General features: G+C 72.2%; 18 protein-coding genes. 8 read left to right on the top strand and 10 right to left on the bottom strand.

Going from position 1 to position 22491, the window contains the following annotated elements; genetic code table 11:
* Nucleotides 1-81: 81 nt before the first annotated feature.
* The 3 genes from O7621_RS04910 to O7621_RS04900 are packed head-to-tail and all read left to right on the top strand — an operon-like array spanning nt 82 to nt 2397.
* Nucleotides 82-807 (top strand): allophanate hydrolase subunit 1, encoded by a 726-nt coding sequence (locus O7621_RS04910; protein WP_282232932.1) that lies wholly within the window; start codon nt 82-84, stop codon nt 805-807.
* Nucleotides 804-1673 (top strand): biotin-dependent carboxyltransferase family protein, encoded by an 870-nt coding sequence (locus tag O7621_RS04905; protein ID WP_282232931.1) that lies wholly within the window; start codon nt 804-806, stop codon nt 1671-1673. The genes O7621_RS04910 and O7621_RS04905 overlap by 4 nt, the downstream gene beginning before the upstream one ends.
* A complete protein-coding gene (locus O7621_RS04900; RefSeq protein WP_282232930.1) occupies nt 1648-2397 on the top strand; it encodes a 5-oxoprolinase subunit PxpA in 750 nt (249 codons plus the stop codon). Before O7621_RS04905 ends, O7621_RS04900 begins: the two co-directional genes overlap by 26 nt.
* Before the next feature lie 30 nt (nt 2398-2427).
* Here the strand turns inward: O7621_RS04900 and O7621_RS04895 are convergent, their stop codons facing one another.
* The 6 genes from O7621_RS04895 to pdhA all read right to left on the bottom strand — a co-directional run bounded on the left by O7621_RS04895 (nt 2428) and on the right by pdhA (nt 10500).
* On the bottom strand, nt 2428-4263 hold the full coding sequence (locus tag O7621_RS04895; RefSeq protein ID WP_282232929.1) for an NHL domain-containing thioredoxin family protein: 1836 nt from the start codon (nt 4261-4263) through the stop codon (nt 2428-2430).
* Complete coding sequence (locus O7621_RS04890) at nt 4260-6185, bottom strand: hypothetical protein (RefSeq protein WP_282232928.1); 1926 nt, start codon at nt 6183-6185, stop codon at nt 4260-4262. Before O7621_RS04890 ends, O7621_RS04895 begins: the two co-directional genes overlap by 4 nt.
* A gap of 335 nt (nt 6186-6520) precedes the next feature.
* Nucleotides 6521-6658, bottom strand: coding sequence for a hypothetical protein (locus O7621_RS04885; RefSeq protein WP_199758042.1), 138 nt, complete (start codon nt 6656-6658; stop codon nt 6521-6523).
* A gap of 225 nt (nt 6659-6883) precedes the next feature.
* The gene (locus O7621_RS04880; RefSeq protein WP_282232927.1) at nt 6884-8329 is read right to left on the bottom strand and encodes a dihydrolipoamide acetyltransferase family protein; all 1446 of its coding nucleotides are present in this window, start codon (nt 8327-8329) and stop codon (nt 6884-6886) included.
* A 6-nt stretch (nt 8330-8335) separates the two neighbouring features.
* Nucleotides 8336-9325: an alpha-ketoacid dehydrogenase subunit beta gene (locus O7621_RS04875; protein ID WP_282234454.1), complete on the bottom strand. Its 990-nt coding sequence runs from the start codon at nt 9323-9325 to the stop codon at nt 8336-8338.
* Nucleotides 9322-10500, bottom strand: coding sequence for a pyruvate dehydrogenase (acetyl-transferring) E1 component subunit alpha (gene pdhA, locus O7621_RS04870; protein ID WP_282232926.1), 1179 nt, complete (start codon nt 10498-10500; stop codon nt 9322-9324). The genes O7621_RS04875 and pdhA overlap by 4 nt, the downstream gene beginning before the upstream one ends.
* Nucleotides 10501-10949: 449 nt before the next feature.
* Here pdhA and O7621_RS04865 point away from each other — a divergent pair, with 449 nt between their 5' ends.
* Entirely contained in the window at nt 10950-11750 is an 801-nt protein-coding gene (locus O7621_RS04865) for a hypothetical protein (RefSeq protein WP_282232925.1), read from the top strand.
* Nucleotides 11751-11763: 13 nt separating this feature from the next.
* On the opposite strand, the gene O7621_RS04860 is transcribed toward O7621_RS04865, so the two are convergent.
* From O7621_RS04860 to O7621_RS04850, 3 genes are all read right to left on the bottom strand, one after another.
* Nucleotides 11764-12993, bottom strand: coding sequence for a hypothetical protein (locus tag O7621_RS04860; RefSeq protein ID WP_282232924.1), 1230 nt, complete (start codon nt 12991-12993; stop codon nt 11764-11766).
* 133 nt (nt 12994-13126) lie between these two features.
* Complete coding sequence (locus O7621_RS04855; protein WP_282232923.1) at nt 13127-14887, bottom strand: GTPase; 1761 nt, start codon at nt 14885-14887, stop codon at nt 13127-13129.
* The gene (locus O7621_RS04850; RefSeq protein ID WP_282232922.1) at nt 14884-16620 is read right to left on the bottom strand and encodes an ABC transporter; all 1737 of its coding nucleotides are present in this window, start codon (nt 16618-16620) and stop codon (nt 14884-14886) included. Before O7621_RS04850 ends, O7621_RS04855 begins: the two co-directional genes overlap by 4 nt.
* A 344-nt stretch (nt 16621-16964) precedes the next feature.
* Here O7621_RS04850 and dnaK point away from each other — a divergent pair, with 344 nt between their 5' ends.
* The 4 genes from dnaK to O7621_RS04830 all read left to right on the top strand — a co-directional run bounded on the left by dnaK (nt 16965) and on the right by O7621_RS04830 (nt 21775).
* Complete coding sequence (gene dnaK, locus O7621_RS04845) at nt 16965-18878, top strand: molecular chaperone DnaK (protein WP_281552450.1); 1914 nt, start codon at nt 16965-16967, stop codon at nt 18876-18878.
* Nucleotides 18879-18945: 67 nt separating this feature from the next.
* A complete protein-coding gene (grpE, locus tag O7621_RS04840) occupies nt 18946-19899 on the top strand; it encodes a nucleotide exchange factor GrpE (protein WP_282232921.1) in 954 nt (317 codons plus the stop codon).
* Nucleotides 19900-20079: 180 nt separating this feature from the next.
* Nucleotides 20080-21300 carry a molecular chaperone DnaJ gene (dnaJ, locus tag O7621_RS04835; protein ID WP_282232920.1) on the top strand — a complete coding sequence of 407 codons (1221 nt, stop codon included), beginning with the start codon at nt 20080-20082 and terminating at the stop codon, nt 21298-21300.
* Nucleotides 21301-21307: 7 nt separating this feature from the next.
* Nucleotides 21308-21775 (top strand): MerR family transcriptional regulator, encoded by a 468-nt coding sequence (locus O7621_RS04830; RefSeq protein WP_278172684.1) that lies wholly within the window; start codon nt 21308-21310, stop codon nt 21773-21775.
* On the opposite strand, the gene O7621_RS04825 is transcribed toward O7621_RS04830, so the two are convergent.
* The gene (locus tag O7621_RS04825; protein WP_282232919.1) at nt 21772-22416 is read right to left on the bottom strand and encodes a hypothetical protein; all 645 of its coding nucleotides are present in this window, start codon (nt 22414-22416) and stop codon (nt 21772-21774) included. The genes O7621_RS04830 and O7621_RS04825 overlap by 4 nt on opposite strands.
* Between the last annotated feature and the right edge of the window lie 75 nt (nt 22417-22491).

The following is a 22491-nucleotide window of genomic DNA, read 5'->3' as shown; positions in this document are numbered from 1 at the left end:
CACCGTAGGTTACCCGCTGGTAGTGAATCGCCTCACGTCCGCCTGACGTCCAGCTGACGCCCGGCGGCCGACAATGGACCCATGCGGATCCACCCCGTCGGCCGGCACGCGCTACTGCTCGAATGGGCGGCGCCGGCTGGCACCGTGCTACCCGGAGACAGCGAACTCGGGGGCAGCGCACGCGGCCCCGTCGACGCTTGGCGCGCCGAGCTGAGCCGGCGCCGTGAACTTGGCGAACTGCGGGTAGCCGAGATCGTCCCCGGAGCCCGGACCATCCTGCTCGACGGCCTGCCGGACCCCGCACTGACCGCCAGCCAACTGGCCGGCTGGCAACCGGCGGCGGCCGAGGCCGTCGACGACACCGGACGGTGGATCACCGTACCGGTCCGGTTCGACGGTCCCGACCTGATCGACGTCGCCGGGCAGTGGGAGGTCGACGTCGCCGACGTCGTGGACCGGCTGACCCGGACCGAATTCACCGTGGCGTTCTGCGGCTTCGCGCCCGGCTTCGGATACCTGACCGGCCTGCCCAGGCGATGGCGCGTGTCCCGCCGAGCCACGCCCCGCCCCGCCGTCCCGGCCGGCTCGGTGGCCCTGGCCGGCGAATATGCCGGCATCTACCCGACCGCGTCGCCCGGCGGCTGGCAGTTGGTCGGGCGTACCGACCTGGTGCTGTTCGACCTGGACCGGGAGCCGCCCGCGACGTTGACCCCCGGCACCCGGGTCCGGTTGACCGCCACGGGGCCGACCACCGCACCCGCGCCGGTCGCGCCGCAGGCACCGGCCGGAACCGGGGCGGACCGATGATCGAGGTGATCCGGGCCGGCGCGCTCACCACCGTGCAGGACCGCGGCCGGTACGGCTGGGCGCACCTGGGCGTACCTCGGGCCGGTGCGCTCGACCAGCCGGCGTTGGCGCTGGCCAACCGGCTGGTCGGCAACCCCCCCGACGCCGCCGGTCTGGAGGTCACCCTGACCGGCTGCACGCTTCGGTTGCGCACCGGCGGCTGGGTCGCGCTCGCCGGGGCACCGGCAACGGTCCGGATCGCCGGCCGGTCCGGTGGCTTCCTCACCCCAACACCGGTGCCGCCGGACGCCGTGGTCGAGGTCGGCCCGGCCCGGTACGGCGTCCGCAGCTATCTCGCGATCGCCGGCGGGATCGCCGTACCGGCGGTGCTCGGTAGCCGGTCCACCGACACACTCGCCGGCATCGGACCGCCGACCGTACGCGACGGCGATCTGCTGCCGGTCGGCACCGCACCGCCGCCAGCGGCGCTGAGCCGGGCCGCGGCCGACGCGGTGCCCTGGTCCGCGCCGGTCGTTCCGGTCCGGCTCGCCGTCCGGCTCGGGCCACGGGCGGACTGGTTCACCGAAGAGGCGGTCCAGCGGCTGCTCACCACCGGGTACGAGGTCAGCCCGTTGAGCAACCGGATCGGTGTCCGACTGACCGGCGCGTCGCTCACCCGGTCCGTCCGCGACGAACTCCCCAGCGAAGGGCTGGTGCTCGGCGCGGTCCAGGTCCCCGCCGACGGCCAGCCACTGGTCTTCCTCGCCGACCATCCGACCACCGGCGGATACCCGGTGGTCGGTGTCGTCGACGACGTCACCCCGCTGGCCCAGGCACGGCCCGGTACTACTGTGCGGTTCCATGGATCTCAACGCGGACCTCGGTGAGGGCTTTGGCGTCTGGCGTCTCGGCGACGACGAGGCGTTGCTGGACGTGGTGACCTCCGCGAACGTCGCCTGCGGTTTCCACGCCGGCGACCCGGTGACGATGCGCCGGATCTGCGCGGCCGCCGCCGCGCGGGCCGTCGCCGTCGGAGCCCAGGTCGGCTACCGCGACCTGGCCGGCTTCGGGCGGCGACGGATCGACTACCGTTTTGACGAGTTGCGCGACGACGTGCTCTACCAGATCGCCGCGCTGGACGGCTTCTGCCGGGTGGCCGGGACCCGGGTTCGCTACGTCAAGCCGCACGGCGCGCTGTACAACACGGCCTGCGTGGACGAGACACAGGCCGCCGCCGTCGTCGCTGCGGTGGCCGACTACGACCCCGCGCTGCCGGTACTCTGCCTGCCGGGCTCGGTCCTTGGACAGCTCGCCACCGGTGCCGGGCTGCGGGCCGTCGCCGAGGGTTTCGCCGACCGTGGCTATCTGCCCGACGGTAGGCTGGTGCCCCGATCGGATCCGGGCGCGCTGCTCGGCGACCCCGACAGGGTCGTCGGGCAGGCGGTGTCCCTGGCCCGGCGGCACAGTGTCACCGCGACCGACGGCAGCATCGTCGCCTGCCCGGTCGAGTCGATCTGCCTGCACGGTGACACTCCCGGCGCGGTCGGGTTGGCCGGACGGATCCGCGCTGCACTACGCGCGGACGGTCAACGCCTCGCCGCCTTCGTCTGACCGCCGGCCCGGCAGCGGTAGCGGTAGCGGTCAGTGTGCGTCGACTCCGCGCAGGATCAGCGGCAACCGACCCGCACCGGCCGGATCGATCCGTACCGGCACTCCCCAGTCCTGCCGGGTCAGGTGGCAGGCGGCGTGCTCGGCGTCCGCGTCGCATGTCGCCGCCTGGGCGACCACCTGCAACACGCCAACGGCCACCGCCGGGTCGATGACCAGTCGCCGGGTCAGCCCGGTGTCGCTGCCTGCCCCGTCGAGCAGCAGCTCCGGTGGGTCGGCCGAGACCTCCAGCCGGGTCGCCGGACCGAAACTGGCATCCAGCTTCTGACCGGGCGCCGGAGTGAACACCACCTCGAGCGACAGTGCACCGGGCGCGATCAGCGTCGGCGGACGCTCGGCGCGGCGCCGGGCACCGACGACCGTGGCGCCGGCCGCCGACAGGGCACCCGGGGCCAGCCGGGTGAGCCGGTGCGCCGCCGACTCCACCACCCATACGGTGCCGTCCGCAGTCACCAGCACGTCACTCGGCTCGGCCAGACCGTCGGTCACCGTGGACACCCGGTCGGTGGCCGGGTCGTAGCGACGGACCGCGCCGTTGTAGGTGTCCGCCACCAGCACCGAGCCGTCCGCCAGTGCGCACACTCCGAGCGGATGCTGCAGCAGCGCATCGGTCGCTGCCCCGTCGACCTGGCCGAAGTCGAACAGGCCCTGCCCAACGACGGTACGCAGCTCGCCGTCGGCGAGCCGGCGCAGCGCACTGGTCTCGCTGTCGGCGATCCACAGCTGGTGGCCGTCGACACTGGCGGCGAGGCCGGACGGCTGGGCCAGCCAGACGTCCGGGATCGGGCCGTCACGCAGCGACTCCACGGTGGTGCCGGCGTACATGCCCGCGGTGCGGGTCACCGGGTCGAACCACCAGAGCTGGTGGATACCGGCCATGGCGACGATCACCTTGCCGTCGTACCAGGCCAGGTCCCAGGGCGAGGAGAGGTCGACGGCGTGGGCGTCGTGCGGGTGGTAGTCCACCGTCGAGCGCCACTGGCGGCCGGAGCCGGCGACCGTGCGTACCTCCCCGGTGGCGTACTCCAGGCCACGCAGCAGATGGTTGACGGTGTCCGCGACCACGATGTCGTACCCGGCCACGGCGGCGACGTCGGCCGGTAGCCGGAGCAGCCCCTGCGGTTCGTTGAACGTCGCGGACCGGGCGGACCCGTCGGCACCGCCGCGCTCGCCGACGCCGATCCGGCGACGGACGGTCTCGCCGTCCGGTTCGAGCTCCACCAGCTGGTGCCGGGCCGAGTCGGAGACCAGCAGGGCACCGTCGTCGAGCGCCACCGCCTTGCCGGGGAAGCGCAGGGTGGTGTCGGTCGGCGTCGGCGGCAGGTACGGGCCGTCGCCTCGGTGCAGCGTGCCCTTCGCCTCGTGCGTCCGGATCAGCTGGTCGATCTCCCTGGCCAGACCGTCGGCGTGTCCCTCGCCGGCCATGGTGGCGACGACGTAGCCCTCCGGGTCGACCAGTACCAGGGTCGGCCAGGCTCGAGCGGCGTACTGCTGCCACATGTCCAGCTCCGGGTCGTCGAGTACCGGGTGGCTCACCCCGTACCGTTCCACGGCGGCCGCCACCGCCGCCGGATCCCGTTCGTGGGCGAACTTCGGCGAGTGCACCCCGATCACCACCAGGACCTCGGCGTACTTCTCCTCCAGCGGCCGCAGCTCGTCAAGCACGTGCAGACAGTTGACGCAGCAGAAGGTCCAGAAATCCAGCAGGACGATCCGCCCACGCAGCTCCCGTAGGCTGAGTTCCCGGCCGCCGGTGTTCAGCCACTGTCGACCGTTGAGCTCTGGTGCCCGGACGCGGGGTGCGGTCACTCGGTGGCTTCCTCGCCAGTGTCGGCACTACTCTGCGGGTCCGGTTCGGTTGCTGCGCTCTGCAGGCAGAGGACCTGGGCCCGGCCCGAGTCCGCCGGGATCTCGATGTGCGGGGCGGTCGGGTCGTCGCACTGGTCGAGCTGGTCGACCTTGGCGATGATCTGATACGCGCCCGGCTCAGCGCAGTCGGCCGGTGCGGCGGTGTTGCCCGACTGCTTCACACAGTCGCCGACGGCCGGGTTGAACGGCTGCTCCCCGGGCCGGGTGATGAGCCAGACCAGTGACATCGGAATTCCCACCAGCAGCACGGCGGCGACGAAGACCGCGACGAGTACCCGTCCGTTGCGGACCTGGGGGGCCGGCTCCGGCTTGGCCTCGTCGGCTGCTGGTTCGGCCGCATCCGGCCGGAACGCGTCAAACCGGTTCTGCTCCGGATCGGGCGGCCCCCACTGGCCGGCCGGCGGGGCGCCGTCGACAGCCGGTGTCGCTCCTGGCTGGCCGGGGCCGGCCGGGTGCTGCCGGCCGGCCAGGTCCGGGTGGTTCCAGTGGCCCGCCCCGGGGTTGCCGGAGTCGACGAGATCACCGTACGGCGGCGCACCGGCTGGTCGGTAGCCCTGCGCCGACTCCGGCGGTGAGCTGGGCTGGATGTGCGCCCCGGCGCTCAGGTGCGGCAGCGCGAGCGCAGCAGCGTCGGGGCCGGCGCCGTCCGGTGCCCCGTCCGGCGTCGGCCGGGCACCGAAGGGAGGTGCGACCTGTCCGGGTCGGCGCGGCGTCAGCGGAGGCAGCCCGGGGTTGTGCTCCGGCATGGGGACCGGTGAGCCGGGTGGTGCGAACGGAACGCCGTTCTGGCCGGGTGGCTGGGGCCGCTGGCCGAACGGTTCGGGGTGCTGCTCGGCGGCCGGTGCGGCACCACTGACCGGCCGGCCGTAGACGCGGGGCTGGGCCGGTGCCCGACCGGCGGGCAGCGCGGCCGGATCCGTCGGCGGGGCGACCCGACTGGTGCTGGGCACGGCTGCGGTGGCGGTCACTGCTCGGCCGGTGCTGCCGGCTGTCGCGGCCGCTGGGCGGTGCTGCTCGACCCCGGGACCAGCCGGTGTGGACGGCCCGGCGGCCGTTGCCGGGCGGTCGGCGGCCGGCTCCGGGCCGCTGGCTTCGCCGCCGGGTTGCCCGGAGCCGGGGAAGCCTGGGTGGGCGTCGGCCAGTGCCGGATCGGGGTACGGACCACGTTGTTGCGGTACGTGCGGGGTCTGCTGCTGCGGGTGCGGGGTCTGCTGCTGCGGTACGTGCGGAGCCTGCATCGGATCGGCCGGCATCGGAGCGCCGCCAAGCGCGGCGGCCAGCGACGCACCGGGCACCCGCGTCTCCTGGGGCGGTAGCGGCGTGGGGCCGGACGGGGAGAACGGTAGCGCCCCGCCGGGCTGTGGCGACTCCGCCGGTGGACCCGGAGCGAATCGCGGTGGTTCCGGCTGCTCGGGTTGCTGTTGCGCTTCCGGTCGGCGGAACGGCTCGGGTTGCTGTTGCGGCTCCGGCTGACGCTGCGGTAGTTCCCCGAACCCTGCGGCGGCCGGCGGCACGGCGGGGGGTTGCGGCGCGGGAGCCGGCGGCGCGGGCCGCTCCGGGTCGGTCCGCCAGGCTTGCTGGGGAGACCAGGGCTCGGCCGGCGGAATGCTGGGCGCCGCAATACCGGGCGGGGCTGGGTAGGGCGGCGGCGCCGGGTAGCCGGCACCGCCCGGCTGGTCGCCGAATCCGGTTCGCCAACCGCCACCGGCCGGTGCCCACTGCTCGGGTTGGTGTCCGGCGCCGGGGTCGCCGGGATCGGCTGCCGCGCCGCGTTGCGGCTGGCTGCTGCCGTATGGCGCGGGTCCGCCGACACCCGCCTCCTCCGGCTCCTGGCCGGGATGCTGCGTGCCCTCGGACGTCATGTGCGCCTCCTCCATGACATGTCAGCCGCGCCGGTGCCGCCGACCTGGCTGGTCGGTCGACCAGGGACACCGGTGGACCGGCCGGGCGGGCTCACCCGACCTGCGGCGGCTCTGCTGCCACCGTGGCCGGGCGGGCCCGGCTGGCTCTCTGCACTACCAGCCTGGGTGTGCCGGCTGGTCGTCCGGCGGCTGCCGACCGGTTCTGGTCTCCAGCGCGCCGGATCGACCCGACGGCGACCGAGCCCACCGTACCGGGCCATCCCGCAAGGGAGGAATCCTGGTGCCGTCGAAGTGGCGGAGGTGTCGCGGGACAGCGGACCGTGACGGCGGTCCGTTCAGCTGTGGTAGCGCTGTGCAATGGCGCGGATCTCGTCGCGGACGGCGGCCGAGTCGGTGGAGCGCAGCGCCCGCTCCAGGGCCCGGGTCCGTCGGCTGGCTTCCCGGTGGCGGCGGATGCGATCGATCATGGACATGGTGCTCTCTCCTGTGGATCTCTTGTCGACCGCTTCGGCGGTCGCCTCAAGTGAAGCGCACCGACCCCCTAGGTTGCCAATGATTCTTAGGTGAGAGCCGCCACTCGCCTAAGAATCTGTGATCTGATCGAGCTTGGTCCGATGATGATTAGGGCAACAACGGAGAACGGCGTCGCCACCAGTGACGGTGGCGACGCCGTTCGTAGTCGCGTCGGGTGTCGGCGGTCAGGTCCAGGCGAGCAGTGCCGCCTCCGGGTCGGTCAGGAACGCTCCGACGTCGCGAAGGAAGGCGGAGCCGAGTTCGCCGTCGATGATCCGGTGGTCGAACGACAGCGCCAGGGTCGCTACCTGGCGTATCCGAATCTTCTCCTTGTGTACCCAGGGTGCCTTGCGGATCGTGCCGATCGCGAGAATCGCCGACTCGCCCGGCGGGAGGATCGGAGTGCCACTGTCCACTCCGAACACGCCGACGTTGGTCACGGTCATCGTGCCGCCGGCCATGTCGGCCGGTGCGGTCCGCCCCGCCTTCGCGGTCCGCACCAGATCGGCCATCGCCTCGGCGAGTTCCCGCGTGGTCAGCCGCCCAGCGTCCTTGATGTTCGGAACGATCAGGCCCCGCTCGGTCGCCGCCGCGATGCCGAGATTCACGTACTCCTTAACCACGATTTCGTCGCCGGCCCAGGTGGAGTTCACCAACGGGTGCCGGCGGGCCGCCAGCAGCATCGCCCGGGCCACCATCAGCAACGGCGAGACCCTGATCCCCTGCCAGTCGGGCTGGCTCCGGATCCGGTCCAGTGCCTTCACCGATCTGGTCAGGTCGACGGTGAGGAACTCGGTGACGTGCGGCGCGGTGAACGCCGACGCGACCATGTTCTCCGCAGTCAACTTGCGTACCCCTTTGACCGGAATCCGCTGTTCGCGGTCGGGGCCGGGCAGCAGTGCGGCGGACTCGTTCTGTGCCGACCCGTCCTGCGTCGATCCGGCCTGCTCGTTGGCCCGGAGTACATCGTCGCGGGTGACCGAGCCGAGCGGACCGCTGCCGCGCAGCCCGGCCAGGTCGACGCCAAGGTCCCGGGCGAGTTTGCGTACCGGCGGCTTGGCCAGCGCCTTCGTCGCCGGTCCGGCTGGTCCTGGTCCGGCTGGTGCCGGTTCGGCCTGGGCCGGCTGGGCCGTCAGCGGGCCGGTCGACACCGGCATCGGTTCAGCGGGCTGGGCCAGTTCGCCCGCTGCGCGGCGCGGCCGGCGCTTGGCCGCGGTGGTCCGCGGGCCGTAGCCGACCAGCACGGCGGTCCGACCACCGGGGGCCGGCCCGCCGATCATGCCCGGCTCGATCGCACCGCCGGGGGGCGGGATCTCCGGCTGTGGCGGTTCGGGTCGGGACGGTGCCGGCACCGGGCCGGTCGGTTCAGCGGCGGGGCCGGCGGCCGGCTCGGTGTCGATCGCGATGATCGCTGTGCCGACTTCGACCGTGGCGCCTTCCGGGTGGAAGATGGTCTGCACCCGCCCGCCCCATTTGGCGGGGATCTCCACCGCGGCCTTCGCGGTCTCCACCTCGACGATCGGCTGGTTCAGCTCGATGACGTCGCCGACCTTGACGAGCCACTTGAGGATTTCTCCCTCGGTGAGACCTTCGCCGAGGTCGGGCAGGTCGAACTGCTTGATCCGAGACATCGGCGCTCACCAACCGAACACGCGGTCGACGGCGTCGAGTACCCGGTCCAGGTCCGGCAGGTACTCCTCCTCCAGACGGGCAGCCGGGTACGGCGTGTTGAAGCCGCCCACCCGCAGGACCGGCGCTTCCAGGCAGTAGAAGCACTCCTCGGTGATCCGGGCGGCGATCTCGGCACCGAGACCGAGGTTCGTCGGCGCCTCGTGCACCACCACGCAACGGCCGGTCCGCCGGACCGACTCGTACGTGCCGGCCAGGTCCAGCGGGGACAGCGACCGTAGGTCGATCACCTCGAGTTCGCGGCCCTCCTCGGCGGCGGCGGTCGCCGCGTCCAGCGCGGTGCGCACCATCGGCCCGTACGCCAGAACCGTCGCGTCGCTGCCGGGCCGCACGGTGCGGGCGGCATGCAGCGGGTACGCCGTACCCGGCGGTGCCTCAAGCTCGACCGGCGCCTTTTCCCAGTACCGCCGCTTCGGCTCCAGGAAGATGATCGGGTCGTCGGAGAACACCGCCTGCTGGATCATCGTGTAGGCGTCCTGCGGGTTGGAGCAGGCGACGACCTTCAGCCCGGCGGTGTGCGAGAAGTACGCCTCAGGCGACTCGGAGTGGTGCTCCACCGCACCGATACCGCCGCCGAACGGGATCCGGATCACGATCGGCAGCTTCACCTTGCCCTGCGACCGGTAGTGCATCTTGGCCACCTGGGACACGATCTGGTCGTACGCCGGGTAGACGAAGCCGTCGAACTGAATCTCGCAGATCGGACGGAAGCCGCGGATGGCCAGGCCGACGGCGGTGCCGATGATTCCGGACTCGGCCAGCGGGGTGTCGATCACCCGGTCCTCGCCGAAGTCCTTCTGCAGGCCGTCGGTGATCCGGAAGACGCCGCCGAGCTTGCCCACGTCCTCGCCCATCAGCACGACCTTGCTGTCGCTGTCCAGCGCCCTGCGTAGCCCGGCGTTGAGCGCCTTGCCGAGAGTGAGTGTCTCAGCCATCAGTGCGACCCTCCCTCGAACGATGCCAGGTACCGCTCGAACTGGGCCCGCTCGGTGTCGAGCAGCGGCGAGCCGTGCGCGTACACGTGATCGAAGAGCGCGCCGGGCTGCGGGTCGGGCATGCTCAGCACCCGCTCCCGCAGGTGCACCGCGTCCCGCTTGGCCTGCGCGTCGACCTCGGCGAAGAAGTCGGCATCGGCGATCTGCTGCTTCTCCAGGAAGGCGCGGACCCGGGCGATCGGGTCCTTGGCCTGCCACGCCTCCACCTCGCTGGCGATCCGGTACCGGGTCGGGTCGTCGGAGGTGGTGTGCGCCCCCATCCGGTACGTGTACGCCTCGATCAGCGTCGGACCCTGCCCGTGCCGGGCGTTGTCCAGCGCGGTCCGGGTCACCGCGTAGCTGGCCAGCACGTCGTTGCCGTCCACCCGGACGCCCGGGAAGCCGAAGCCGGACGACCGCTGGTAGAGCGGGATCCTGGTCTGTCGTTCGAGGGGTTCGGAGATCGCGTACTGGTTGTTCTGACAGAAGAAGACGATCGGCGCGTTGAAGACGCTGGACCAGACGAAGGCTTCGTTGACATCACCCTGCGCGGACGCCCCGTCACCGAAGTACGCGATGACCGCCTCGCCGTCGTCGCCGCCGACCTTGCCGTCCATGGTGATGCCCATGGCGTAGCCGGTGGCGTGCAGCGTCTGGGCACCGATCACGATCGTGTACATGTTGAACTTGAACTCGTTCGGATCCCAGCCACCCTGGTCGACCCCGCGGAACAACCCCAGCGGCATGATCGGGTCGATGCCGCGGCAGTAGAGCACACCGTGTTCGCGGTAGGTGGGAAACGCCATGTCCTGAGCGCGCAGCGCCCGTCCGGAACCGACCTGCGCGGCCTCCTGACCGAGCAGGCTCGCCCAGATGCCCAGCTCGCCCTGGCGCTGCAGAGCGGTCGCCTCGGCATCGAGTTTCCGCACCACGACGAGGTCCCGGTAGAGGGCACGGTACTCGGCGTCGGTGAAGTCGACCGTGTACTGCGTGCCGTCGGGGCCGGTCACCCGGTCGATCCGTTCGCCGTCCGGAGTCAGTAGTTGCACCAACTCCGGATCGGCGGCGTTCCTGTTGACGCGCCGTCGAGCTGCGGCCGGTCTGGCACGGGCCGCTGTCCCGCGCTCACCTTTCGCCATCCGTCTCTCCCATCGTTCGTGCGTGGCAGCGGGGGTGTCCCGACCGCGCAGCTCGTCCTGCTGCCGGCTGCTGCCGGTGCAGGTCCTCTCGCCGCGCCTGGCCCGGGTCAGGGTTGCCGCGCGGCACGGGCCGGGTTCTGGCTGGACCCGGTCCGGGAGGGACGTCATCGAGTCGTGCCCGCCGCGGTGGAGGCGGAGGCAGCGGCTGCGGTGCCGTCCGGTCCATATTCGCATTGGAGGTGAGGGGTGTCATAGGTCGGTCCGGTCGTGCAGGTGCGATGTCCGCGTTGCGCGGAACTTGTAACCTCGCACTGCGTTCGGCCGAGTGTGACTCATCCGTCCGGTTCTGATAACACGATGTATTGAACTGGAAAACTTTCTGTCACTGCTTCACGATGTATCCAGAGCCGGTGATCTGTGGGACCGTGGATCGACCGGAGGCCATACCGATGAGGAGACGAGCCGTGCTGCTGCCGCAGGATCGCGTGGCCCGGCCCAACGGGGTGGACGGACCTGCCCGGCGGTTCGCGTTGATCGTGGCGTTGCTGGTGCTGACCGCCTCGTTACCGCTGCTTGCGACGCTCGGCGCGGGTTCGGCGACGGTGGCCGGAGGTGGCCCGGCCACGGTGCTGCCGCTGATCGGTCAGCCGGGCGGCGGACCGATCGTCGTGCAGCCGCTGCCGCACCCGACCCCGTCCGGACCGGTCCAGCCGACCGGCGGGGACGGCACGGAGCAGGACGCGTCGGCGGACCGTCGTGCCGGCGGCCGGGATGGACCCTCCACCGGCACGAAGCGCGACAGCGGGAGCGGATTGTCGGATCGTGACCGGCCGGCCCCGGGCGCACCGGCGGACTCCGATGGCCCAGCACCGACGACCCCCAGCGATCCTGGGTCCGAACAGCCACCATCCGACACTCCGGACGTCTCGCCGGACCCTGACGACCCGCCGCCCGTCACCGACGTCGACCCCGACATCGACCCGGAGCCCGATCCGACGCCTACACCGTCGCCGAATCCAGACGTGGATCCGGACATCGACCCGGACATCGACCCGGACATCGACCCGGACATCGACCCGGACATCGACCCGTCCCCGGATCCCGGTCCGACGCCGACCCCGGACCCCGATGTGGATCCGGACATCGACCCGTCGCCGGATCCCGGTCCGACGCCGACCCCGGACCCCGATGTGGATCCGGGTCCGACGCCGGTCCCGTCCTGCAGTCCGCACCGATCGGACGCGGCGTGACAGGGTAGACCCGTCAGGATCCGCCCTGCTCGTCGGCGAGTCGTTGCCGGTTGGCCTCGATCCAGGCGTCGAGCGCCTGCGGATCGTTGAGGTCGACACCCTCGGCAAGGAGTTGAGCGACTGCGGCCGTGGCCGGGCTGCGGCGCTCCCCGGTGGTGTAGAGGCGGACGAACTCCGGCACCATCTCGGCGATCGCGGCGTCCGTCTGGCTGAACGCCGCCGCCGGTAGACCGCGCTGGCGGCCGGCGTACGCGGACCAGCCGCGGACCACTCCGGGCAGCATGGCCGCGTCGTCGATGTCCAGCACCGCCCGGCGGTGCACCCAGTCCAGCAGGAACATGCCGGCCACCGCCGGGCTCCAGCGCATCGGGTCGGGGTCGAGCAGGCTCGCCGAGTGATCGAGCACCAGGCTCAGGCAGAAGTGCAGCGAGGCAAGGTCGGCGTCGCCGGCCGCGTCCAACCCGAACCGCTTGGCCTCGGCAGACGCGAGGAACTCCCGTACCAGAACGGTCCGCCGGTCGGCGGGCAGTGGATCGTCCGGTGCCGGCGCCACGGTCCGCTGCGGCGCGGGCAGTACGGCGAGCCGCGCGCCGACCAACGCCCGGTCGGTGGCGAGCGACCCCTCGCCGGGCAACTCGCCCAGGCCGTCGGTGATCGCCAGGTGCCGGCTCACCTCACCGCGCAGCACCCGGGGATCCTCTTCGCGGAACCAGGTCAGCTCGTCGTTGGCACACATCTGCCGGACCTGACCGAGGACCCGCTCGGCCGGACCACCGACGAAGACGTCCTTGGCGATGCCGATGTTGTGGTCGACCAGCGCCACCATCGCGTGCTCGGGGCCGCCGAGCTCGTCGTCGTAGGCGAAGGTGGCCAGGTACGAGGTCTGGTCGCCGTACACGTCGCCGTAGGCGTAGCTGCCGGTCAGCCGGACCCGGCCCAACCGGTCCGACCAGGGCGGCGCGGTCTTGCCGACCTTCACCGCGGCGGCGCCAGCCGCCTCCGGCACCAGCCGGGCGAAGACGGTACGGATGGTGGTCGCGGCGGCGGCGCGCCGGCGGGTGGTGGCGGCGAGAAAGCCGCCGACGAACTCCCGGACCGCGTCGGCGCGGTCCGTCTCCGCCACAGCGTACACGCTGCCGAGCAGGGCGGCGCCGAGCATCTCCGCGTCGAGGGCACACTCCAACTTGGTCACGTCACGGGCGGCGGCGAGCACCGCTTCGTAGGGGGTTTCAGGCGTGGCCATGAATCGACCCTACGCCGTGCTGCGGCGGCTGGCATCACCTGTGCGTCACATGTCGGGCACGCCGGGCGGGCGGACTCCGGCCCTGTCCAGCCTGCCCTGCCGATGGGCCGCGTCGGAAGACGGGACGAGGTCGTCAGCGGTGGGACGACCGGGCACGGTCCAACGCGTCTCGGGCGTCGGCGTGCGCCTGCATGACCGCCCGGACCGGGGCGACGACCAGCCGGCGGGCAGTCTCGGCCACCACGTCGTACAGCCGGTCCTCGGCCCGTCTGCGGACCCGCCGGGCCGCCCACCCGGTCACCGGCCGGATCAGCAGACTGAGCAGGATCCCGCCGAGCAGGCCGCCGAGCAGCATCGCGGTCGGCACCGGCAGGACACCGACCGTCGGATAGTCGAGGGCCGGCAGACCCAGCGTACGGATGATGAAGCCGACCAGCAGCCAGCCGAGCCCGGCGGCCGCCGTAGCGGTGACCGCCCACTGCACCGCGCCGACCAACCGCCACCACATCGGCTGCCGGCCCAGGCCCAGATCGGCGCTGCCGATCGCCCGGTCGAGAGCGTCCGGCAGCTCGGCCCGTTGCGACCGGGCGGCGGCGGTGACCGCCGCCGACCAGGGCGTCGGCAGCCGACTGCCGGCCTGCTCGGCGAGACCACGTACGGCCAGGTCGACCGCGGCGCGCTGTGCGGCACTCGGCGCCGGCAACGAGGTGACCGGCACCGGTCCACCAGCCCCGGCCAGTGACGGCGGCCCCGGTCGATCGGGCGCGGTCACCGGCGCTGGCTGGTCGGCCGGGTCGCTCCCGCCGGCCCGGCGGGAGCCGAGCAGGTGCAGCCGTAGCAGCGGATCCGGGCGCAGCCTGCGCCAGGCCCGGGTGAGCGGCCAGCCGGTCGCGGCCCCGGCCCGGTGCCGGTACGCCGAGTCGACGGCGTCGATCACGCTCGGCACCCCGGCCGCCGCCGCCAGCGCCAGGCTGAGCCGGCGCACCGTGCCACGGTTGATCTCCTCCTCGGCGTGTTCGCCGGCCGGGCCGACCAGCTCCGCCAGGCCGTCGGTGACCGAATCCAGGTCACCGGAGAGTCGCCGAAGCGCCGCCTGCCGCTCGGCCACCGTGCCTTCCAACAGCCGGCGCAGCTCGGTCATCGCGGCCGGCACCAGCGCCGAGGTGGCCAGCAGCGGGACTCCGTCGAGCCCGTCGGCGTCGAGCAGCCGGCGCAGGTCGGCGAGCAGCCGGGGCAGCTCGGCCCGGTCCAGCCGGTCGGCGTGGTTGAGCACCACCACGGTGACGTCCCGGTTGCGATGGAACTCCCGCAGATAGCTGCGGTGGATCACCCGGTCGGCGTACTTCTGCGGGTCGACCACCCAGATCACCAGGTCGACCAGGCCGAGTAGCCGGTCGACCTCCAGCCGGTGTCCGTACTCGACCGAATCGAAGTCGGGCAGGTCGAGCAGGACCAGACCGTGCAGCCCGGCCTCGTCGGTGCCGTCCAGGGCGCTCTCCCGGACGAACCGGTGCCGGGGCAGGACCCCGACCCAGTCCAACAGCCCGCTCGCCCCGTCGACCGCCCCCCAACCGCACGCGTGCGCGTACCCGGTGGTGGGGCGGCGCACGCCGACCGGAGAGAGGTCCCGCCCGGCCAGCGCGTTGAAGATGCTGGACTTGCCACTACCGGTGGCGCCGGCCAGCGCCACGACGGTGTGCTCCCGGGACAGCGCCAGCCGGGCTCCGGCCCGCTCGACCAGGGTGCGGGCGGCTCCGAGCCGGTCGTCGGGAATCCGACCGTCGGCGGCGCGCAGGAACTGCCCGAGCGCGTCGAGCCGGTCGACCAGCAGGTCGGCGTCCACCCGTGAGTCTCCTCGGACCAGGTGTCGGACCCGGTCGACGAAGCCGGTCACGCGACCGCTCCCGGCAGCGGTCCGGTCGCGCCGGGCAGGGTGTCCGGCAACCGGTACGGCACACCGCCGCTCAACCCGGCTGCCGCCCGGGCCTGCTCGACCTCGACGGCTGCGGCGCGCAGCCGGTCGCCGGGCGCGGTGGCCGTGGCGTCGACGGCCTGCGGCGGGACACCGGCCGCTTCGATCAGCCGCAGATAGCGGCCGGCCTCCTCGTCGAGCAGTGCCCGGATGCGGCGCAGCAGACCCTCCCGGGACCGGTTGGCGAGGTTGCGGATCGCCTGGTCGCCGAAGATCGCCTCGAGCACCTTCTGGGCGGCGACGGTGGTGCCGCCGGCGGCGGCGACCTCCAGCCCGGTCGGGATGAAGGCGGTCGAGGCGAAGACGGCGATCATGACGGCGAGCCCGGTGGCGTTCACCGCGTACGCGGCGGTGCGGGCGACGAACCGCTTGTCGCCGGCCTCGGCCCGGACCAGTTCGAGCACGTCGCGTTGCCAGTCGCGGACCAGTCGCTCGGCGCGTTCCGGCAGGTCGGCGCAGGGCCGGGCGAGGTCCGGGGTGAGTAGCGCGGCGCCGGCCGGGTGGGTCCGCCAGGCGAGGTGCGCGGCGTCGGCGGCCTCGGTCGCCGCACCCTTGATCAGGGTGACCAGTTGTGACTCGATCGCGGTCCGCAGCTGGTTGGCGGGTGCCGGCCGCCCGGTGACGGCGCTGAGTACCCGGTCGCGAAGCCGCCCCACCCTGGCCTCCAGTGAACGGAACAGTTCGCCGGTGCCGACGAAGTCCTGCCAGCGGCCGAGTACCTCGCCGCGGAGCAGCCGGCCGTCCTGCACCGCCTGCTCGGCGTTGCGACTCGCGCTGCGGTACGCGGCGCGGACCCGGTCGGTCAGGGTGCGGGCCGCGTCGAGCTGGTCGTCGGCGGCGGAGGCCAGCCCTTCGACGGTCGGCGCCAGCGCGCTCAGCGCCCCGTCCAGGGACTGCCGGATCACCGCGGCGCGGGCGGCGGCGTCCCCGGCGAGCCGGCCGAACCATTCGCGCAGCGGCGCGGCGACGATCTCCGGCAGCAGCCCCTGGCCGCCGACCACCGTCTCCGGCACCACGAAGATCGGTACGTCGCCGAGGTCGTGGTCGGCGAGCATCTCCCGCAGGTGCGCGGTGATCTCGTCGACCGCCTCGGTCGGCACCCGGTCCAGGGCGAGCGCGACCATGGTCCCGCGCAGCTGCGCGGTCTGCAGCAGCTGCCAGGGGACCGCGTCGGCGTACCGGGCGGCGGTGGTGACGAACAGCCACAGGTCGGCGGCGGCGAGCAGTTGGACGGCGAGCGCCCGGTTGGCGTCGACCACCGAGTCGATGTCCGGCGCGTCGAGGAAGGCCAGCCCGGGGGGTAGCGCCGGCGCGGCGACGAGCTGCAGCGCGTCCGGGGCGTCGGTGGGGCCGGCGGTGCGGGTCAGACCGGGCAGCAGCTCGCCCTGCCGGAACCAGCTGGCGTCCGCCGGGTGGCTGACCAGCACCGGGGACCGGGTGGTGGGCCGCAGTACGCCGGTGGCGCTGACCCGGGCCCGGACCATGCTGTTGACCAGGGTCGACTTGCCCGCACCGGTGGAGCCGCCGACCACCACCAGCAGCGGTGCGTCGAGTCGGGCGAGCCGGGGCAGTAGATAGTCGTCCAACTGGGCGATCAGGCCGGCACCAACCTCGCGGCCCTCCTCGGCTGAGGGCAGCACGAGGGGGTACGCCATCGCCGCGATTGCGGAGCGTAGTCGTCTGAGCGCAGCGGGAAGTTCGGGTGCGCCGGGGTTGGGCGCGGCCGGTCCGCCCTGCGTGGTCACGGGTAAAGCGTGCCTGATCAATGCATGCCAGACAACCTGAACCGGCCCGGCGTGGCTGCTGATGACACTGTGTGCAACGGGGTTGGAGAGGGTATCGGTGCTGGTGGGGGCATGAGTTGCGCGACTCCGACTCAACCTGACTTGACGGTGGCTGCGATCGTGGCAGTATTGAGCCAAGTCCACTCAACTTGTGGTGGGTGTACGGCGGGGCGGTGCCCCGGCACCTGCTCTACGAACGAAGCGAGGAAGCGACCATGGCACGTGCGGTCGGTATCGACCTGGGCACGACGAACTCCTGCGTCAGTGTGCTGGAGGGTGGTGAGCCTACCGTCATCGCCAACGCGGAAGGCTCCCGGACCACTCCTTCCATCGTCGCGTTCGCCCGCAACGGTGAGGTGCTCGTCGGCGAGGTCGCCAAGCGGCAGGCGGTGACCAACCCGGACCGGACGATCCGGTCGGTCAAGCGGGAGATCGGCACCAACTGGACTGTCGACATCGACGGCAAGAAGTACACGCCGCAGGAGATCTCCGCCCGTACCCTGATGAAGCTCAAGCGGGACGCCGAGGCCTACCTCGGTGAGCGGATCACCGACGCGGTGATCACCGTCCCGGCGTACTTCAACGACGCGCAGCGTCAGGCCACCAAGGAAGCTGGCGAGATCGCCGGGTTCAACGTGCTGCGGATTGTCAACGAGCCGACCGCGGCGGCCCTGGCGTACGGCCTGGACAAGGGCTCCAAGGAGCAGACCGTCCTGGTCTTCGACCTCGGTGGCGGCACCTTCGACGTCTCGCTGCTGGAGCTCGGCGAGGGCGTGATCGAGGTCAAGTCGACCAGTGGTGACAACCTGCTCGGTGGTGACGACTGGGACCAGCGGATCATCGACCACCTGGTGAAGACGTTCCGTGGCCAGCACGGCGTGGACCTGGCCCAGGACAAGATGGCGATGCAGCGGCTGCGGGAAGCTGCGGAGAAGGCCAAGATCGAGCTGTCCGCCGCCACCACGACCAGCATCAACCTGCCGTACATCACCGCCGGCCCGGCCGGGTCGGACGGTGCCCCGTCGGCGCCGCTGCACCTGGACGTCACGCTGACCCGCGCCGAGTTCCAGCGGATGACCCAGGACCTGCTGGACCGCTGCAAGGGCCCGTTCGAGCAGGCGATCAAGGACGCCAGCGTCAAGTTGGCCGACGTCGACCACGTCATTCTGGTCGGCGGGTCCACCCGGATGCCGGCCGTTTCCGACCTGGTCAAGCAGTTGACCGGCCGGGAGCCGAACAAGGGCGTCAACCCGGACGAGGTGGTCGCGGTCGGTGCCGCGCTGCAGGCCGGTGTGCTCAAGGGCGAGGTCAAGGACGTCCTACTGCTCGACGTGACCCCGCTGAGCCTGGGCATCGAGACCAAGGGCGGCATCTTCACCAAGCTGATCGAGCGCAACACCACCATCCCGACCAAGCGTTCCGAGGTGTTCACCACGGCTGACGACAACCAGCCGTCGGTGCTCATCCAGGTCTTCCAGGGTGAGCGGGACATCGCCGCGTACAACAAGAAGCTCGGCACCTTCGAGTTGACCGGGCTTCCGCCGGCGCCGCGGGGCGTGCCGCAGGTCGAGGTCGCCTTCGACATCGACGCGAACGGCATCGTCCACGTCAACGCCAAGGACCTGGGCACCGGCAAGGAGCAGTCGATGACGATCACCGGCGGCTCGGCGCTGCCGAAGGACGACATCGAGCGGATGATGCGCGACGCGCAGGACCACGCCGACGAGGACAAGCGGCGTCGCGAGGAGGCGGAGACCCGCAACCTGGCTGAGCAGCTGCAGTGGCAGACCGAGAAGTTCCTCGCCGAGAGTGGTGACAAGCTGCCGTCGGACTCCCGCGACCAGATGAACGACGCGCTGGGCGAACTGCGTGGCGCGTTGGCCGGCAGCGACATCGAGGCGATCAAGTCCGCGCACGAGAAGCTTGCCCAGGTTTCCCAGCAGGCCGGCTCGCAGCTCTACGCCCAGCAGGCCGAGCAGCCGGGTCAGCCGGGCGGTGCCGGCGGCCCCGGCGAGGCCGGACCGGGCACCGCCGGACCGGGCGCCGCTGGGGCGTCCGCGTCGGGTGGTGCCGCCGGCGGGCCGGACGACGTGGTCGACGCGGAGATCATCGAGGACGACAAGAAGTGAGTCTTCGTCGAGGCCGAGGACCAGCGATGATCTTCCCTCGAACTGCCGCACGGAGCGAGGTAGCCACATGACGGAGAAGTCACGGGCCGCTGATCCGGCCGGCACCGGCCCGCCGAGGCGCCGCTCGGCACCGGTCGAGCAGGCGGACGGTGAGATCACCGAGCGCCTGGTGATCCGGGACAAACGCCGGATCGACCCGACCGGGACGCGGCCCCGGACCGCGCGGCACGCGGCGGCCGAGCCGACGGGTGCGGCACCCCCCACCGACCATCGTCCGACCGGGCGGCACGCCCGGTCGGGCACGGAGGAGGAGCCAGTGAGCGGGAAAGCCGACGACAGGTCCGCTGACGGGTCGGCCGCCAGCGACACCGGAAAGGACGAGCCGACCCGATCCGCGACCGAAAGCCGGTCCGCGACGAGCACCGGGTCCGCGACCGGCGGCGGGTCCGGCGCCGACCGGGCAGTTCAGCCCGACTCGTCGGACACCGCCGTCGTCGACGAGCCGGTGGTCGGCGAGGTAGTGGAGCAGGCGCCGGAGCCGGACGCCGAGGAGGCGCCCGGGGGCGCGGCCGGTTCGGGTCCGCTCGGCGCCGAGCTGGAGGCGCTTCGCTCCGATCTCGACGAACGCACCCGCGACCTTCAGCGGGTGACCGCCGAGTACGCCAACTATCGCAAGCGGGTCGAGCGGGACAAAGGGGTCGCCGCAGAGCAGGCCACCGGTGCGGTTCTCGCCGCGCTGCTGCCGATCCTGGACGACCTGGACCGGGCGCGGGAGCACGGCGACCTGGTCGGCCCGTTCGGTGCCGTGGCCGAGCAACTCGGCGCGGCGCTGGGCAAGTTCGGGCTCACCGCGTTCGGTGAGAAGGGCGACCCGTTCGATCCCACCCAGCACGAGGCGGTCGCCCACCTGACCTCCGCCGAGGTCACCGAACCCACCTGCGTCGATGTGATGCGGCGGGGCTACCTGCTCGGGGACCGGCTGCTGCGGGCGGCACTGGTCGCTGTCGCAGACCCGGAATGACCGCCGCCGGTGGTCCACCGGCGTACATCACGGCCGGCGGCGGGACGCGGAGTGCGTCCCGCCGCCGGCACCGCGGTACCGGCCGCCGCGCGTGGGTCGGGCCCGCAGTGGACGGCCGGTCGTCCACCTGCACCAGGGCGGTCAGGGTCGGGGTCCGGTGACGGACAGGAGGAGGACAGGGTGAGTTCCAAGGACTGGCTGGAGAAGGACTTCTACGCCGTGCTGGGGGTGCCCAAGACAGCCTCCGCCGACGAGATCAAGAAGGCGTACCGCAAGCTGGCCCGCGAGTTGCATCCCGACCACAATCCCGGCAACTCGGCCTTCGAGGAGCGGTTCAAGGCGGTGTCGGAGGCGTACAACGTGCTCGCCGACGATCGGCGGCGCAAGGAGTACGACGAGATGCGCTCGCTGTTCGGTTCGGGTGCGTTCCGCCGGGGGGCGCGTGGCGGCGGGCCGGGCTTCGACCCGGCCGACCTGTTCGGTGGCTTCGCCGGGGCTGGTGGTGCCGGGGACCGTCGGTTCGGTGGGGCCGGGTTCTCCGACATTTTCAGCTCGATCTTCTCCGGCGGCGGGGCCGGGGCCGGGATGCGTACCCGTGGACCGGCCCGGGGCCGCGACGTCGAGGCCGAGGTGGTGCTGGACTTCGGCGCCGCCGTACGCGGCACGACGTTGCCGCTGAGCCTGCGGGCACCCGGGGTGTGCGACACCTGCCACGGCAACGGTGCCAAGCCGGGCTCGGTGCCGAGGACCTGCCCGACCTGTGCCGGGTCCGGGCTGACCACCCGCAACCAGGGGTCGTTCAGCTTCTCCGAGCCGTGCCGTGACTGCCAGGGGGTGGGCACGATCGTCGACGAGAAGTGCCCGGAATGTCATGGCTCCGGCGGGGTGACCAAGACCCGGACGCTGAACGTCCGTTTCCCACCCGGCGTGGCGGACGGTCAGCGGATCCGGCTGGCCGGGCGGGGCGAGCCGGGCGACCGGGGCGGCCCGGCCGGTGACCTGTTCGTGCTGGTCAAGGTCCGCAACGACGAGCTGTTCGGGCGGGCCGGCGACGATCTCACGTTGACCGTGCCGATCACCTACGCCGAGGCGGTGCTCGGCACCGACCTGCGGGTCCCGACCATGGACGGGGCGGTGACCTTGCGGGTGCAACCAGGTACGCCTAGTGGGCGTACCTTGCGGGCGCGTGGCAAGGGCGTGCCCCGCCGGGACGGCACCGCCGGCGATCTTCTGGTGACCGTCGAAGTCGTCGTTCCGGCTACCGTGGACGAGTCGGCACAGGCCGCCCTGCGGACCTTCGCGGAGCACACCCCCGCTGCCGACCGGGAACGTCTCGCCGCCCGGCTGCGTCGCAACGAGGAGCAGGCCGCCGGGTCGCGGCGAGGGACAGACGGGAGGTGAGTGAGGGGTGGACGAGGAGCTGCTGATCACGTTCGAGGCCGCCTCCGACGCCAAGGTTCTGATCATCTCGGTGGCGGCGCGGATGGCCGGCATGCATCCGCAGACGCTGCGCCAGTACGACCGGCTGGGCCTGGTGCAGGCCGGCCGGGCGGCTGGCGGCGGCCGCCGGTACAGCGTCCGGGACGTGGTGCTGCTGCGCGAGGTCCAGCGGCTCAGCCAGGACGACGGCGTCAACCTGGCCGGCATCAAGCGGATCATCGGGCTGGAGCAGCTCGTCGGCGACCTGCAGCAGCAGGTTGACGGGTTGCGCGCCGAGCTGGCCGAGGCGTACCAGCGGATCGCCGAGCTGGAGTCGGTCGGCCCGTACCCGCGACGTGACCTGGTCCCGACCAGCCGCACCTCGACCGCCCTGGTGGTGTGGCGGCCGCAGCGCCGGGACCGGCCGGCCCGCCCAGGTTCCGAGCAGACCGGCTAGCCGGCCCTGCGGACCGGCCACCAGGCGCGGTGACTGAGCAGGCTCAGCAGCGTAGTCCATCGGCAGGCCGAACAGCACGGCGAAGAGCAGCATCGGCACCACGGACATGATCGGTACCGGGCGGTCGACACGATCAGCCACAGTCCCCACCTCCGCTGGAAGACCACCACCAGTACGCCGTACGCGGTGCCGATGGACAGCAGCGCCAGCACGGCGGCCTTGACCGCGATCAGCGGTGCCCGGAACATCGCCACCAGCAGCAACCCGGCGAGGATGTCAATTCCGGCACCAAGGAGGAGGTCCTCTTCGCGGACAACACCGAGCGGCTGCGCCTGGCCCAGGCCGAGATCCGGCTTCGGCACCCCGGCGAAAACCCGGCCGACGTGCTGCTGCGTACCGCCCAACGGATCTTCGCCACCAGCACCTTTTCCGACCAGCTGTTCGCCCGGCTGGTACCGGTCCGGGTCCGGATGATCCTGGCCAGCCCGGCGCTGCAGGGCTACGCGCTCCGGCTGCTGCTCAGCGGACAGACCGAGCTGGCCCGAGGGCTGCACGAATCCTTCCCGGACGAGCTCGACGAGGTCACCGCCGCCGCGATGGTGGGATCGTTCGTCGGCGCGCTGGTCGCGGTGATGATGCAACTCCTCACCGAGCTGCCCGAGCCGGAGCGGGCGATCCTGGTCGACCAGGACCAGCTGCTGGCCAGCCTGCAGCGG

Source organism: Solwaraspora sp. WMMD937, from assembly GCF_029581175.1.
Taxonomy (GTDB): domain Bacteria; phylum Actinomycetota; class Actinomycetes; order Mycobacteriales; family Micromonosporaceae; genus Micromonospora_E.
Note: the sequence above shows the minus strand (reverse complement) of the source record. Positions and strands in the feature narration are given on the sequence as shown.